The organism is Amycolatopsis thermoflava N1165 (genome assembly GCF_000473265.1).
In the GTDB taxonomy this organism is placed as follows: domain Bacteria; phylum Actinomycetota; class Actinomycetes; order Mycobacteriales; family Pseudonocardiaceae; genus Amycolatopsis_E; species Amycolatopsis_E thermoflava.
Genome location: NZ_KI421511.1, coordinates 7,879,544 through 7,892,338, shown reverse-complemented (window position 1 = coordinate 7,892,338; position 12,795 = coordinate 7,879,544). Strand labels below are relative to the sequence as shown.

The 12,795-nt window shown below is 72.3% G+C and carries 16 protein-coding genes; 6 read left to right on the top strand and 10 right to left on the bottom strand.

The genetic code is table 11. The features are described 5' to 3' along the window. The first annotated feature begins 6 nt into the window (after window positions 1-6). Entirely contained in the window at window positions 7-387 is a 381-nt protein-coding gene (locus AMYTH_RS0139280) for a PPOX class F420-dependent oxidoreductase (RefSeq protein WP_027934823.1), read from the top strand. Here the strand turns inward: AMYTH_RS0139280 and priA are convergent. Both priA and hisH read right to left on the bottom strand, forming a co-directional pair. Beyond that, complete coding sequence (priA, locus tag AMYTH_RS0139275; protein WP_017984015.1) at window positions 371-1,111, bottom strand: bifunctional 1-(5-phosphoribosyl)-5-((5-phosphoribosylamino)methylideneamino)imidazole-4-carboxamide isomerase/phosphoribosylanthranilate isomerase PriA; 741 nt, start codon at window positions 1,109-1,111, stop codon at window positions 371-373. The two genes, AMYTH_RS0139280 and priA, sit on opposite strands and share 17 nt — an antisense overlap. A gap of 51 nt (window positions 1,112-1,162) precedes the next feature. Then, window positions 1,163-1,792: an imidazole glycerol phosphate synthase subunit HisH gene (gene hisH, locus AMYTH_RS0139270; RefSeq protein WP_037323030.1), complete on the bottom strand. Its 630-nt coding sequence runs from the start codon at window positions 1,790-1,792 to the stop codon at window positions 1,163-1,165. Between the two features lie 109 nt (window positions 1,793-1,901). Between hisH and AMYTH_RS0139265 the strand changes: the two genes are divergently transcribed. Next, window positions 1,902-2,231 (top strand): hypothetical protein, encoded by a 330-nt coding sequence (locus tag AMYTH_RS0139265; RefSeq protein WP_228685150.1) that lies wholly within the window; start codon window positions 1,902-1,904, stop codon window positions 2,229-2,231. A gap of 308 nt (window positions 2,232-2,539) precedes the next feature. Here AMYTH_RS0139265 and AMYTH_RS0139260 read toward each other — a convergent pair whose 3' ends face one another. Together AMYTH_RS0139260 and AMYTH_RS0139255 are read right to left on the bottom strand one after the other, a co-directional pair. Then, the gene (locus AMYTH_RS0139260; protein WP_027934821.1) at window positions 2,540-3,436 is read right to left on the bottom strand and encodes a transketolase family protein; all 897 of its coding nucleotides are present in this window, start codon (window positions 3,434-3,436) and stop codon (window positions 2,540-2,542) included. Window positions 3,437-3,442: 6 nt separating this feature from the next. Continuing rightward, a complete protein-coding gene (locus AMYTH_RS0139255; protein ID WP_027934820.1) occupies window positions 3,443-4,141 on the bottom strand; it encodes a thiamine pyrophosphate-dependent enzyme in 699 nt (232 codons plus the stop codon). A gap of 52 nt (window positions 4,142-4,193) precedes the next feature. Here AMYTH_RS0139255 and soxR point away from each other — a divergent pair, with 52 nt between their 5' ends. After that, window positions 4,194-4,655, top strand: coding sequence for a redox-sensitive transcriptional activator SoxR (gene soxR / locus AMYTH_RS0139250; RefSeq protein WP_020421831.1), 462 nt, complete (start codon window positions 4,194-4,196; stop codon window positions 4,653-4,655). Between the two features lie 544 nt (window positions 4,656-5,199). Here soxR and AMYTH_RS48395 read toward each other — a convergent pair. After that, entirely contained in the window at window positions 5,200-5,577 is a 378-nt protein-coding gene (locus AMYTH_RS48395) for a DUF2695 domain-containing protein (RefSeq protein ID WP_084022766.1), read from the bottom strand. Window positions 5,578-5,670: 93 nt separating this feature from the next. Between AMYTH_RS48395 and AMYTH_RS0139245 the strand changes: the two genes are divergently transcribed. Together AMYTH_RS0139245 and AMYTH_RS0139240 are read left to right on the top strand one after the other, a co-directional pair. Further along, a complete protein-coding gene (locus tag AMYTH_RS0139245; RefSeq protein ID WP_027934819.1) occupies window positions 5,671-6,216 on the top strand; it encodes an RNA 2'-phosphotransferase in 546 nt (181 codons plus the stop codon). 17 nt (window positions 6,217-6,233) lie between these two features. Beyond that, window positions 6,234-6,659 (top strand): GNAT family N-acetyltransferase, encoded by a 426-nt coding sequence (locus AMYTH_RS0139240; protein WP_027934818.1) that lies wholly within the window; start codon window positions 6,234-6,236, stop codon window positions 6,657-6,659. Between the two features lies 1 nt (window position 6,660). Here the strand turns inward: AMYTH_RS0139240 and AMYTH_RS0139235 are convergent, their stop codons facing one another. Then, on the bottom strand, window positions 6,661-7,233 hold the full coding sequence (locus AMYTH_RS0139235; protein ID WP_027934817.1) for a TetR/AcrR family transcriptional regulator: 573 nt from the start codon (window positions 7,231-7,233) through the stop codon (window positions 6,661-6,663). Between the two features lie 184 nt (window positions 7,234-7,417). Here AMYTH_RS0139235 and AMYTH_RS0139230 point away from each other — a divergent pair, with 184 nt between their 5' ends. Further along, entirely contained in the window at window positions 7,418-9,595 is a 2,178-nt protein-coding gene (locus tag AMYTH_RS0139230; RefSeq protein WP_027934816.1) for an MMPL family transporter, read from the top strand. Here AMYTH_RS0139230 and AMYTH_RS49735 read toward each other — a convergent pair. From AMYTH_RS49735 to hisD, 4 genes are read right to left on the bottom strand one after another with little or no spacing between them, the layout of a single operon-like run. Next, window positions 9,592-9,750 (bottom strand): hypothetical protein, encoded by a 159-nt coding sequence (locus AMYTH_RS49735; protein WP_017984024.1) that lies wholly within the window; start codon window positions 9,748-9,750, stop codon window positions 9,592-9,594. The genes AMYTH_RS0139230 and AMYTH_RS49735 overlap by 4 nt on opposite strands. Further along, window positions 9,747-10,346 carry an imidazoleglycerol-phosphate dehydratase HisB gene (hisB, locus tag AMYTH_RS0139220; RefSeq protein ID WP_017984025.1) on the bottom strand — a complete coding sequence of 200 codons (600 nt, stop codon included), beginning with the start codon at window positions 10,344-10,346 and terminating at the stop codon, window positions 9,747-9,749. The genes AMYTH_RS49735 and hisB overlap by 4 nt, the downstream gene beginning before the upstream one ends. After that, window positions 10,343-11,440, bottom strand: coding sequence for a histidinol-phosphate transaminase (locus AMYTH_RS0139215; RefSeq protein WP_027934815.1), 1,098 nt, complete (start codon window positions 11,438-11,440; stop codon window positions 10,343-10,345). Before AMYTH_RS0139215 ends, hisB begins: the two co-directional genes overlap by 4 nt. Continuing rightward, window positions 11,437-12,762 (bottom strand): histidinol dehydrogenase, encoded by a 1,326-nt coding sequence (gene hisD, locus AMYTH_RS0139210; RefSeq protein WP_020421837.1) that lies wholly within the window; start codon window positions 12,760-12,762, stop codon window positions 11,437-11,439. Before hisD ends, AMYTH_RS0139215 begins: the two co-directional genes overlap by 4 nt. Window positions 12,763-12,795: the final 33 nt, after the last annotated feature.

The window sequence follows — 12,795 nt, the reverse complement described above, 5'->3', positions numbered from 1 at the left end:
TGGGGCATGTCGGATTTCGAGCACATCGCCGCCGAGAAGTACCTCCTGCTGACGACGTTCCGCAAGAACGGCACGCCCGTGCCGACGCCGGTGTGGGCCGCCGGCCACGACGGCGAGATCGTCGTGTGGAGCGACCGGACGGCGGGCAAGATCAAGCGGATCCGCAACAACCCCGAGGTCACGCTGCAGGGCTGCGACTTCCGCGGCCGCGAGACCCACGGGCCGGTGGTGACCGGGCAGGCCCGGCTCCTGGACGACGCGGCCACCGAGCGGGCGCGCTCGGCGATCGCGCGCAAGTACGGGGTGGTCGGTCAGGTGACGATGTTCTTCAGCAGGCTGCGGGGCCGCCAGAAGACGATCGGCCTGGCGATCAAACTCGCGGGCTGACCGCTTCCAGGGCCTGCGGCAGCGTGAACGCGCCCGCGTAGAGGGCCTTGCCGATGATGGCGCCCTCGACGCCGTCGGCGGCGAGGCCGGCCAGCGCGCGCAGGTCGTCCAAACTGGACACGCCGCCGGAGGCGATCACCGGGGCGTCGGTGCGGGCGGCGACCTCCGCGAGCAGGTCCAGGTTCGGGCCCTTGAGCGTGCCGTCCTTGCTGACGTCGGTGACCACGTAGCGCGAGGCGCCGTCCCGGTCCAGGCGCTCCAGGACCTCCCACAGGTCGCCGCCGTCGCTGGTCCAGCCGCGGCCCTTGAGCCGGTGGCCGTCCTCGGTGATGCGCACGTCGAGACCGATCGCGACGCGGTCGCCGTAGGTGGCGACGACCTTCGCGGTCCACTCCGGATCTTCGAGCACCGCGGTGCCCAGGTTCACCCGGCGCGCCCCGGTGGCGAGCGCGGCCTCCAGCGACGCGTCGTCGCGGATGCCGCCGGACAGCTCGACCTGCACGTCCAGCTCGCCGACCACGCGGGCGATCAGTTCCTTGTTGTCGCCCTTGCCGAATGCGGCGTCGAGGTCGACGAGGTGGATCCACTCCGCGCCGTCCCGCTGCCAGGCGAGCGCCGCGTCGAGCGGGCTGCCGTAGGAGGTTTCCGTGCCCGCCTCGCCCTGGACGAGACGCACGGCCTGGCCATCGGCCACATCGACGGCGGGAAGGAGGGTGAACGTCACGCGGCCACTATAAGGAGCAACGGCGCCCAGGTGCCCGGAGGGTGGGGCCGGTCAGAGGCTGCGCAGCCAGTTCTCCAGCAGGTGGGCGCCCGCGTCGCCGGACTTCTCCGGGTGGAACTGGGTCGCCCACAGCGGGCCGTTCTCCGCGGCCGCGACGAAGTCCTCGCCGTGGTGCGCCCACGTCACCTTGGGCTGCTGGCCGGGCAGGCCGGAGTCGAGCTGCCAGCTGCGGGCGGCGTAGGAGTGCACGAAGTAGAACCGCGCGTCGGCGTCGAGGCCGGCGAACAGCTGCGAGTCCTCGGGCGCGCGGACGGTGTTCCAACCCATGTGGGGGACGACGTCGGCGTGCAGGCGGTCGACCGTGCCGGGCCACTCGCCGGTGCCCTCGGTCTCCACGCCGTGCTCGACGCCGCGCTCGAACAGGATCTGCATGCCGACGCAGATGCCCAGGACGGGACGCCCGCCGGCGAGACGGCTGCCGATGATCTTCTCCCCGCCCACGGACAGCAGGCCCGCCATACAGGCCGCGTAGGCGCCGACGCCGGGGACGACGAGGCCGTCGGCTTCCAGCGCCGCATGCGGGTCGGCCGTCACCTCGACCTCGGCGCCGACGCGCCGCACGGCGCGCTCGGCGGAGCGCAGGTTCCCCGATCCATAGTCCAGAATCACGACGCGAGCCACCTGACCAGTCTAGAGGCTTCGCACGGGTGGTTCCGCCGGGCGGCTCGGAGGCGTTTGATTGCGGCAGGCGGGGGAAGGCTGCGAGAGGGCGCCGCGGTAGGGAGTGACGATGTCGTCGCAGAGCGAAGCCCACGGGTCCGGTGAGCGGGCCAGGGAGCTGGCCAAGACGCTGGACGAGCTGGAGAGCGGTCTGCTGGGCCCGGACGAGGTGCGCGAGCTGCTCGAAGGGCTGACCACTCTCGCCACGGCGGTGACGCGTGTGCTCGACGACCTGCGGGCGTGCCCGGTGCTGCGGGAGCGGGAGCACGAACTGGGGCTGCTCGCGTTCCAGACGATCCGCAGCAAGCTGGAACAGGCCGCCGCGGCAGCCGAAGACCTGCAGGTGAGCGCCGAGGCGCTGTGCCGGCTGCTGCCGGAACACACCCCGGGAGGCGATTGAACCGGCAGGTTCTCCGGCAGGTCCTCGCGGAGGCACTGCACCGGCGTCCCACGGCGGCGCTTCCCGTGCTGCGGGGAGCGCGGCGCCATCGGGCCGTGGGGCCGGCGCGAGCGCCCTCGCACAGCGGTCTTCAGCTGCCCTCCCCGCCCGGCCGCCAGTGCAAGTCAGGCCACTCGTGCCGCAGGCGGCCTCCGGACGGCCCGCGATGCGGTGTCCCTTCGGCGGCGCTGGGGTGACGTGCCGCACGTCCCAGCCTGCCCCGGGTGGGTGAAATTCGCCGGGTGGCTCCGGGCCTTCACCGCGTCCGTTCAGTCCGGGCGCAGGAAGGCCTTCAGGGCGGCCGCGATGCTCGCCTCGTCGAGGGCGTGCGCCAGGTCGTGGTCGGTGACCTCGCCGTACCTGCGCACCTCCGCGTCGCGGCTGGTGCCGAGTGCCCGGAGGCGGTGCGGGACCTCCACGAGGGCCTCGCTGACCTGGTGGGCCGACGTGCCTGCCAGGTACGGCTCGACCAGCACGACGTCCGCCACCCCGGTCCCGGCCACGGCCGCGCGTAGGGTCTCGGCGTCGAAGGGACGGACGGTCTTCGCGTAGAGCACCGTCACGTCCATGTCCTCGGCCGCGGCCAGCACGCGATCCAGCATCGGGCCGACCGCCAGCACGACCCCGCGCCCACCCTGGCGCACCACCTGCATGCCCGGCCCCGGGCGCGGGCGCGCGTTGGACTGGCCGCTCAGGCGCAGGTACACCGTGCCGTCACCGGGCAGCGCCTCGCGCAGCAGCGACACCGCCTCGTCCGGATGCCCCGGCACGTGCACGGTCCAGCCCGGGATGGCGTCGATGAGCGCGACGTCCGCAGGCGACTGGTGGGTGCGGCCGGCGGTCGGCATGTCGTACGAACCGCCCCACGAGACGAGCACCGCGCCCGCGCCCTGGTGGGTCAGGTCCAGCTTGACCTGCTCGTAGGGCCGCTCCACGAGGAACGACGGGAACGTGTGCACCACGGGCCGCATCCCGGTCAGCGCCAGCCCGCCCGCGACGCCGATCAGCGCCTGCTCCCGGATGCCGACGTTGATGACCCGGTCCGGGTGCCGGCGCCGGGCGGCTTCCAGCGACGCCGCGGAGATGTCGGCCAGCACGACCGCGACCCGCGGGTCCTCGTCGAGCACCTGTTCCATTGTGGACAGAAAGGCGTCCCGCATTCCGATCACGGCTCAGCTCCCCTTCGGTTCGACGACGGCGACCACGCACAGCGGCCGGTCCGGGTGCGGTGTGGTGAACGCGGCGTGCAACGCGTCGTGGTCGCGGCCGTCGACCGTGCGCGTGGCCCAGCCCTCGACGGCGAAGCGCTCCGCGATGCCACCCGGCCAGCCGTGCGTCGCCGACTGGTTGTCGACCACCACCGTGGTCAGCTGGGCCATCGACGCCCGTCCGGCGAGCGCGATCGCCTCGTGGTTGGAGCCCTCGTCGAGCTCCGCGTCCCCGGTCAGCACCACCACCTTCGGTTCGGTAAGTCCCTGCGCGCGCAGCCCGAACACCATGCCGACGCCGAGCGCGAGCCCGTGCCCCAGCGACCCGCTGGAGATCTCCACGCCGGGCACGAGCGTCCGGTCCGGGTGGTAGCCCAGCCGTGACTCGCTGCCCGCCCAGCCGGCCAGTTCCGCGGGGTCGAGGAACCCCTTGGCGGCCAGGACCGCGTAGTAGGCCATCGGCCCGTGGCCCTTCGACAACAGGAACCGGTCGCGGGCCGGATCGTCCGGAGCCTCCGGCGACACGTTCAGCACCCGGTCGTACAGCACCCACAGCACATCTACTGTGGACTCCGCCGCACCGGAATGCTTCTCGTCGCCGCGCATGGCGTCGATCAGCGCCGGCAGGTCGGCGTAGCCCAGCCCCCTGGTCGTGTTCTCCATGCATCGACCGTGCAACCTCGACTTAAGTTGAAGTCAAGGCTAGGCTGGCGTCGTGACCAAGCTTGCCGACCACCTGACCATTGGCCAGGTCGCGGAGCGCAGCGGCGTGCCGCACACGGCGTTGCGCTTCTACGAGGACCGGGGCCTGATCACCTCCGAGCGCTCGGCCGGGAACCAGCGCCGGTACCCGCGATCGGTGCTGCGCCGGATCGCGTTCATCCGGGCGGCGCAGCGGGTGGGGCTCAGCCTCGAGGAAATCCACGACGCGCTGTCCACCCTGCCACGCGACCACGCCCCGACGAAGGCCGATTGGGCCCGGCTGTCCCGCGGGTGGCAGGACGAACTCGACGCCCGGATCGACGCCCTGCAGCGGCTGCGCGACCGGCTGACGGGTTGCGTCGGGTGCGGGTGCCTGTCGCTGCGCGTGTGCGGGCTCTACAACACCGACGACCGGATGGCGCAGTACGGCCCCGGCGCGCGGGGACTCAAGCCCGCCACCGAGGGCGGCGCTTAGTCGGCGAGGGTGGCCGAGAGTGGCGCGCAGCTGGCCGAGTGTGGCGCGCAGCCGGCGAGGGTGGCGCGCAGCCGGCGCGATGGGTGCTTGCTTTCGGGAGTGCCGGGGCATCGCCTCCTTCTGGTGACCGCGACATGGGGAATGACAGGTGGGCGACGGTGGCCTCGGCAGCCGCCAGGCACGCGCGGAGCCAAACCGCCCCCCAGGGTGGTCTCGGCGGCGGCCAGGCACCCGCGCGAAGCCAAGCCGCTCCCCGGGGGGGCGCAGCCGCCACGACCGGTGCTCAATCATCGGAAGTGCCGGCGCCATCGCCTCCTTCTGGTGACCGCGATACGGGGGCTGACGGGTGGGCGACGATGGCCTCGGCGGCCGCCAGGCGCGCGCGGAGCCAAACCCTCCTCCCAGGGTTGTCTCGGCGGCGGCCAGGCACGCGCGCGAAGCCAAGCCGCTCCCCGGGGGGGCGCAGCCGCCACGACGGGTGCTCAATCATCGGAAGTGCCGGGGCGCCCGCTTGAGGCGGCGAGCGCGATCCGGGAGCTGGCGCTCAAATCGGCGAGCCGCGGGCGCCGCCGGGAGTGTCAGGCGGTCGGCCCCACATCGAGCAGGGCCTTGTCGAGCCACGGCGGACTCCCGCGCACGGTGGGGGCGCGCCGGAGCACGCCGCGGCGCCGAGTGCGGCCGGCGCGTCGGAGCGTGCCGCGGCTCCGAGCGCGGCCGGTACGCCGCAGTCGCACTTCACGTCGTGTCTTCGGAACAGCCGGTCGAGCGCCGCAACACCTGGGGCACGCAGGGCACGCCAGCGCCGCGTCCAGCGCAGCGTGCTGTCGCAGCCGAAATCGGCCAGCAGGCGGCTCACGTAGCAGCCGAGGCATTCCCGTTCCTGCGGCTCGGTCCACAGGTCGAGCAGGCCGGCGTTCGTCATCGGACCCTCCTTCGGTTCGTGCTCCCTGACTACCAGCGGCCTCCGACAAAAACCTTGCGCTGCCTCACCCGATCGTGCGCAACTGGGAGCAACATGGACGAAAGAACGATCATCCGGGTGTCCAAGCGGCTGTCCCGGCACCTCCGACACCGGCCCGGCGAAATCGGCCTGGCCCTCGGTCCCGGCGGCTGGGTCCCGGTCACCGAACTGCTCACCGCGCTCGCCGGCCACGGGCTTCCGCTCTCCCGGGCGCAACTCGACGAAGTCGTGGCAGGCAACGACAAACGCCGCTTCGCCTTCGACGACACCGGGACACTCATCCGGGCCAGCCAGGGGCACAGCGTGGACGTCGACCTCGGCCTGCCGGACGCCGACCCGCCGCCGACGCTCTTCCACGGCACGGCGGAACGGTTCCTGCCCGCCATCCTCCGGGAGGGCCTGCGCCCGCGCTCCCGCCACGACGTGCACCTTTCGCGTGACACCGAGGCCGCCGTGCGCGTCGGCTCGCGGCACGGCAACCCCGTCGTGCTGGCCGTCGACGCTGCGGCGATGACCCGCGACGGCCACCGCTTCCAGGTCAGCGCGAACGGCGTCTGGCTCACCCGTGCGGTGCCTCCGCAGTACCTGAGCCGTCACTGACCGATCACAATGAACGGGTGCGGATCAGGCCAGCCGATGTCACCGACGCCGTAGCCGTCTTCACCCTGCTGGGCCAGTCCGCAGGCGGACAACCTCGACGGGCGGCGTTCGACCACAACTACGAGCAGCTCATCGCGGCGATGACCTACGACGACACCGACTTCCTGGTGGCCGACCGCGACGGCGAGGTCGTCGGCTACGTGCTCGCCGCCCGGGTCCTGTCGCTGCACGCCGGCGGGCCGGTCAGCCACCTGCTGGAACTCGTGGTCGCGCAGGCGCACCGCGGGCAGGGGATCGGCGGGATGCTCGTCGACGCGGTCGTCCGGCGGGCACGGCGCGCCGGGGCCGTCGAAGTGCACGTCATCGCCAGGCACATCCCCGGCTACTTCGAGCGGCTGGGCTTCGCCGAGACCGCGACCTGCCTGACGCTGCCGCTCTCCTGAGTCAGGCGCGCCTGCGTGGGCGGCCGAGCAGCTTGCGCCCCACCTCGAGCAGCGACTCGCGCAGGGTGTCGTCGTCGTAGTGCGCCAGGTCGGGCGAACCGCCGGCCAGCGCGATCCCGGCGACGGCGGCGTGCGTGGCGACCACCCGCGCCGGATCGGGATCGGGGCCGCTCAGGATCGTCATCATCCCGACCATGCAGCTCTCCTTGCCGAAGAAGTGCTTCTCCAGCGCCCGCGCCACCCCGGGGTCGCTGGAGAACAACGCGACCAGCGCCCGGTGCCGGACCACGAGGTCGACGAACCCGGCCAGCATGTGGTCGATCCGGGCGCCCGGCCTGCGCTCCCGCGCCGCCTCCCCGACGATCGACTCCAGCTCGCGCAGCCCGGGCTCGACCACGGCCTCGGTGATCTCGTCCTTCGTCTTGAAGTGGTAGTACACCGCGGCCTTCGTGACGCCGAGCTCGTCGGCGATCATCTGCAGCGACGTGCCCTCGACCCCGTGCGCGGTGAACAGCCGCAATGCCGTGGCGAGCAGGCGGGTACGGGTGTCTTCGTGTCCGGCCACGGCTGCCATCGACTGGTGAACCTCCTCGTCAGCAGCCGAAGAGTACGCGACGCGAAATCCTGCGGCAAACGTTTGAGGCGCTAGCCGTGCGGCTAGTCACACACTAGCCGATCGGCTTGGAGCTCCACTTGCCGATCGGCTAGCTTGAGTATCACCGGATCGGATGTCACTCGACTGAATTGGAGCCGAGTACGTGGCCACCCTGCTCTACCGCCTAGCCCGGTTTTCGTTCCGCCGGCGCTGGCTCGTCGCGAGCGTCTGGACGGCGGTTCTGCTCGTCCTGGGCGGCGGCGCGCTGACGCTGTCCGGCCAGATGTCGAACTCGGTGACCATCCCGGGCACCGAGGCGCAGCAGGCCATCGACCACCTCAAGGAGAAGTTCCCGCAGGCAGCGGCGGGCAACGCGACCGCGCGCGTGGCGATCGAGGCGCCGGACGGGCAGGCGCTCACCGACCCCGCCGCCCGCGCGACCGTCGAGGAGCTGGTCGGCAAGATCAAGACCGCGCCCGGTGTCGCGATGGTCGCCGATCCGTACCAGGCCAGGACGATCTCCGCGGACGGCCGCATCGCCATGGCCCAGGTGAGTTACAAAGTCCCGGCCACCGACGTGACCGACAGTGACCGCGAAGCGCTCAAATCAGCCGCCGACGCGGCCAAGAGCGCCGGTTTCACCGTCGAATTCGGTGGCGACGCGATCCAGGGCGTGCCCGCCACGGAGGCCACCGAGGGCATCGGCGTGATCGTCGCGGCCATCGTTCTGGCGATCACCTTCGGCTCGATCGTCGCCGCCGGGCTGCCGCTGCTGACCGCCCTCATCGGCGTCGGCGTCGGCATGGCCGGCGTGATGACCGTGTCCGGGTTCGTCGACCTGAACTCCAACACCCCGATCCTCGCGCTGATGCTCGGCCTCGCCGTCGGCATCGACTACGCGCTGTTCATCGTCTCCCGCTACCGGCACGAGCTGGCCGAGGGGCACGATCCGGAACTGGCCGCCGGGCGCGCGGTCGGCACCGCCGGCTCCGCCGTGGTGTTCGCCGGCCTGACGGTGATCATCGCCCTGGTCGGGCTCACCGTCGTGGGCATCCCGATCCTCGGCCAGATGGGCGTCGCGGCCGCCGGGACCGTCGCCGTCGCGGTCCTCATCGCCCTCTCGCTGCTGCCCGCGCTGCTCGGCTTCGCCGGCCGGAAGGTCGTCGGCAAGCACGCCCGCCCGAAGCAGAACGGCAAGCCCGCGATGGGCGAGCGCTGGGCCCGGTACGTCGGACGGCACCGCGTCCCGGTGCTGGTGACCGCGGTGGTCGGCCTGCTCGTCGTCGCGATCCCGGCGCTGAGCATGCAGCTCGGCCTGCCCACCGACGCCACCGCCGCGCCCGACTCGACGCAGCGCAAGGCCTACGACCTGATCAGCAAGGGCTTCGGCGAGGGCACCAACGGCCCGCTGATCGTCGTCATCGACTCCGCGGACGCGCCCGACCCGCGCCTGGCCGCCACCGAGGCGACCGACTCGATCTCGCGCCTGCCGGACGTCGCCGCGGTGACGCAGGCGCAGTTCAACGCCGACGGCGACACGGCGCTGGTCACCGTGATCCCGAAGAGCGGCCCGAGCAGCGAGGCGACCGAACAGCTCGTCGCGAGCATCCGCGACCAGTCCGACCGCCTCTCCGGCGCCACCGGCGCGAAGCTGTCGGTGACCGGCCAGACGGCGCTGCAGATCGACGTGTCGGAGAAGCTGGCCGGCGCGATGCTGCCCTACCTCGGCCTCATCGTCGGGCTCGCGTTCCTGCTGCTGATGCTGGTGTTCCGGTCGATCATCGTGCCGCTGAAGGCGACGCTGGGCTTCCTCGGCTCGGTCGTGGCGACCTTCGGCGCGGTGGTCGCGGTGTTCCAGTGGGGCTGGCTCACCGACCTGCTCGGCGTCGACTCGACCGGCCCGATCATGAGCATGCTGCCGATCCTGCTGATCGGCGTGCTGTTCGGCCTCGCGATGGACTACCAGGTGTTCCTGGTGACCCGGATGCGCGAGGACTACGTGCACGGCGCCGACGCCCGCGACGCCGTGGTGAGCGGGTTCAAGCACGGCGCCCGGGTCGTGGTGGCGGCGGCGCTGATCATGATCAGTGTGTTCGCCGGGTTCATCGCGGCCGAGCTGTCGCTGATCCAGTCGATCGGGTTCGCGCTGGCGTTCGGCGTACTGGTGGACGCGTTCGTGGTGCGCATGACGATCGTGCCCGCGGTGATGTCGCTGCTCGGCAAGCACGCGTGGTGGCTGCCGAAGTGGCTGCACCGCGCGCTGCCGAACGTCGACGTGGAGGGCGAAAGCCTCGCCAGGCACCTCGAGCGGCGCCGCGAACTGGAAGGCGCGCGGAGCTAGGACACCAGCCAGGCGATCGCGCCGCCGACGGCCAAGAGTGCGGCGACCAGCAACAGCATCGCGAGCACCTTGGCCGTCTTCCACGTGCTGTACACGCCGCCGACCAGGAAGCCGCCGAGCGCCAGCAGCAGCACGGCGACCAGTTCCTTGCTCACAGGACACCCTTCGTCGACGGGATGCCGCCCGCGCGCGGGTCCGGCTCGGTGGCCGCCCGCAGCGCACGCGCGACGGCCTTGTACTGGGCCTCGGCGATGTGGTGCGGGTCGCGGCCGTGGATGACGCGGACGTGCAGCGCGATCTGCGCGTGGAACGACAGCGAGTCGAACACGTGCCGGGTCAGCACGAACGGGTAGTTGCCACCGATGGTGAACGTGTTGAACTGCTCCGGCTCGCCGACGTGCACGCAGTACGGGCGGCCGGACACGTCGATCGCGGCGTGCGCGAGGGTCTCGTCCATCGGGATCCACGCGTCGCCGAAGCGGCGGATGCCCGACTTGTCGCCCAGCGCCTGGCGGATCGCCTGGCCCAGCACGATCGCGGTGTCCTCGACCGTGTGGTGCGCGTCGATCTCGATGTCGCCGGTCGCGTCGACCTTCAGGTCGAGCGAGCCGTGCACGCCGAACGAGTTGAGCATGTGGTCGTAGAACGGGACCCCGGTGGACACCTCCACCTGCCCGGTGCCGTCCAGGTCGACCACCACGGTGATCGAGGACTCCTTCGTGGTCCGGGAAACCTTGCCGACGCGGCTCACCGCGGGACCTCCTTGCTCGCCGCCAGGAAGGCGTCGTTCTCCTCCGGGGTGCCGACGGTCACCCGTAGGTGGCCCTCGATGCCGACGTCGCGGATCAGCACCCCGTTGTCCACGTAGGCCTGCCAGCTCGCACGCGCGTCGGCGAAGCGGCCGAACAGGATGAAGTTGGCGTCGCTGGGCACCGATGTGAAGCCGAGGCCCAGCAGGCCCTCGACGACGCGCTCGCGCTCGGCCGCGAGCTTGGCGACCGAGGCCAGCGTCTCGTCCGCGTGCCGCAGCGCCGCCCGCGCGGCCGCCTGCGTCAGCACCGACAGGTGGTAGGGCAGGCGCACCAGCTGCAGCGCTTCGATGACCGCCGGGGCGGCCGCGAGGTAGCCGAGCCGCCCGCCTGCGAACGCGAACGCCTTGCTCATCGTGCGCGACACGATCAGCTGCGCCGGGTAGGCCTCGATCAGCTCGACGGCGCTGCGCTGCGAGGAGAACTCCGCGTACGCCTCGTCCACCACGACGATGCCCGGCGCGGCGCGCAACACCAGCTCCAGCTCGTCGAACGGGATCGAGCCGCCGGTCGGGTTGTTCGGGCTGGTCACGAACACGACGTCGGGCCTGCGCTCGGCGACGATCCGCGCCGCGGCCTCGGTGTCGAGCGTGAAGTCGTCCCGCCGCGGCGTCGCGACCCAGTCGGTGCGGGTGCCCGCCGCGATGATCGGGTGCATCGAGTACGACGGCTCGAAGCCCAGCGCGCTGCGGCCGGGACCGCCGAAGGCCTGCAGGATCTGCTGCAGCACCTCGTTGGACCCGTTGGCGGCCCACAGGTTCCGCTCGGTCAGTGGCACGCCCGTCGCGCCGGACAGGTACGCGGCGAGGTCCTGGCGCAGCGCGCTCGCATCGCGGTCCGGGTACCGGTGCAGGCCCGCGGCGGCCTCGCGGACGGCCTCGGTGACGTCGTCGACCAGGGCCTGCGGCGGCGGATACGGGTTCTCGTTCGTGTTGAGCCGGACCGGGACGTCCAGCTGCGGTGCGCCGTAGGGGCTGCGGCCCCGCAGGTCCTCACGCAGCGGCAGGTCCTCGAGACGGACGTCGTCGGAACTCACTCGGCTCCTCCCGGGAAGCGGGCGGTGACCGCTTCCCCGTGTGCGGGCAGGTCTTCGGCGTTGGCGAGCGCGACGACCTTGCCGGCCACCTCGCGCAGCGCCTCCTCGCTGTAGTCGATGACGTGGATGCCGCGCAGGAAGCTCTGCACGGACAGCCCCGACGAGTGGCGCGCGTACCCGCCGGTGGGCAGCACGTGGTTCGACCCCGCGCAGTAGTCGCCGAGCGAAACCGGCGCGTACGGGCCGACGAACACCGCGCCTGCGTTGCGCACCCGCGCGGCGACGGCCCGCGCGTCGGCCGTCTGGATCTCCAGGTGCTCGGCCGCGTAGGCGTCCACCACCCGCAGCCCCTCGTCCACAGTGGACACCAGAACCGTGCCGGACTGCTTGCCGCGCAGCGCCTCGCCGATGCGCTCGGTGTGCTTGGTCGCGGCGACGCGGCCGGCCAGCTCCCGGTCCACGGCGTCGGCCAGCTCCTCCGACGTGGTGACCAGGACGCTCGCGGCGAGCGGGTCGTGCTCGGCCTGGCTCACCAGGTCGGCCGCCACGTGCACCGGGTCGGCCGTCTCGTCGGCCAGGATCGCGATCTCCGTCGGGCCCGCCTCGGAGTCGATGCCGATCAGGCCGCGCAGCAGGCGCTTGGCCGCGGTGAGGTAGATGTTGCCGGGGCCGGTGACCAGGTCGACCGGGACCAGCTCGGCGCCGTCGGTGTCGGTGCCGCCGTGGGCCATCAGCGCCACGGCCTGCGCGCCGCCGACCGCCCACACCTCGTCCACGCCGAGCAGCGCCGCCGCGGCCAGGATCGTCGGGTGCGGCCTGCCGCCGAACTCGGCCTGCGGCGGCGAGCACAGCACCAGCGAGCCGACGCCCGCGACCTGCGCCGGGACGACGTTCATCACCACGCTCGACGGGTACACCGCGAGCCCGCCGGGGGCGTAGAGGCCGACGCGCTCGACCGGCACCCAGCGCTCGGTGACCGTGCCGCCGTCGGCGACCGTCGTGGTCACGTCCGCGCGGCGCTGGTCGGCGTGCACCTTGCGGGCGCGCTCGATGGCCTCCTCCAGCGCGGCGCGCACCGCCGGGTCCAGCGTGGTCAGCGCGGCCTCGATCTCCGCGCGCGGCACGCGGACGCTCGCCGGGCGCACGCGGTCGAACCGCTCGGTGTACTCCAGGACCGCCTCGACCCCGCGCTCGCGGACCGCCTCGACCACCGGGCGGACCTGATGCAGCGCCGCGTCCACGTCGATCTCGGCACGCGGGAGCGTGGCTCGGAGTTCGGTGGCGGACAGCACGCGTCCACGCAGGTCGATGCGGTTCAACATGGGTCTAGGGTACGAGTTGGAACGTTGACGACG

What these genes read in the sequence shown, in the direction of transcription:
- AMYTH_RS48395 (WP_084022766.1), bottom strand. Translation starts at nt 5,577, where the DNA reads ATGACGAACGCCGGCCTGCTCGACCTGTGGACCGAGCCGCAGGAACGG.
- AMYTH_RS0139255 (WP_027934820.1), bottom strand. Translation starts at nt 4,141, where the DNA reads ATGGAGAACACGACCAGGGGGCTGGGCTACGCCGACCTGCCGGCGCTG.
- hisD (WP_020421837.1), bottom strand. Translation starts at nt 12,762, where the DNA reads ATGTTGAACCGCATCGACCTGCGTGGACGCGTGCTGTCCGCCACCGAA.
- AMYTH_RS0139245 (WP_027934819.1), top strand. Translation starts at nt 5,671, where the DNA reads ATGGACGAAAGAACGATCATCCGGGTGTCCAAGCGGCTGTCCCGGCAC.
- AMYTH_RS0139235 (WP_027934817.1), bottom strand. Translation starts at nt 7,233, where the DNA reads ATGGCAGCCGTGGCCGGACACGAAGACACCCGTACCCGCCTGCTCGCC.
- AMYTH_RS0139280 (WP_027934823.1), top strand. Translation starts at nt 7, where the DNA reads ATGTCGGATTTCGAGCACATCGCCGCCGAGAAGTACCTCCTGCTGACG.
- AMYTH_RS0139265 (WP_228685150.1), top strand. Translation starts at nt 1,902, where the DNA reads ATGTCGTCGCAGAGCGAAGCCCACGGGTCCGGTGAGCGGGCCAGGGAG.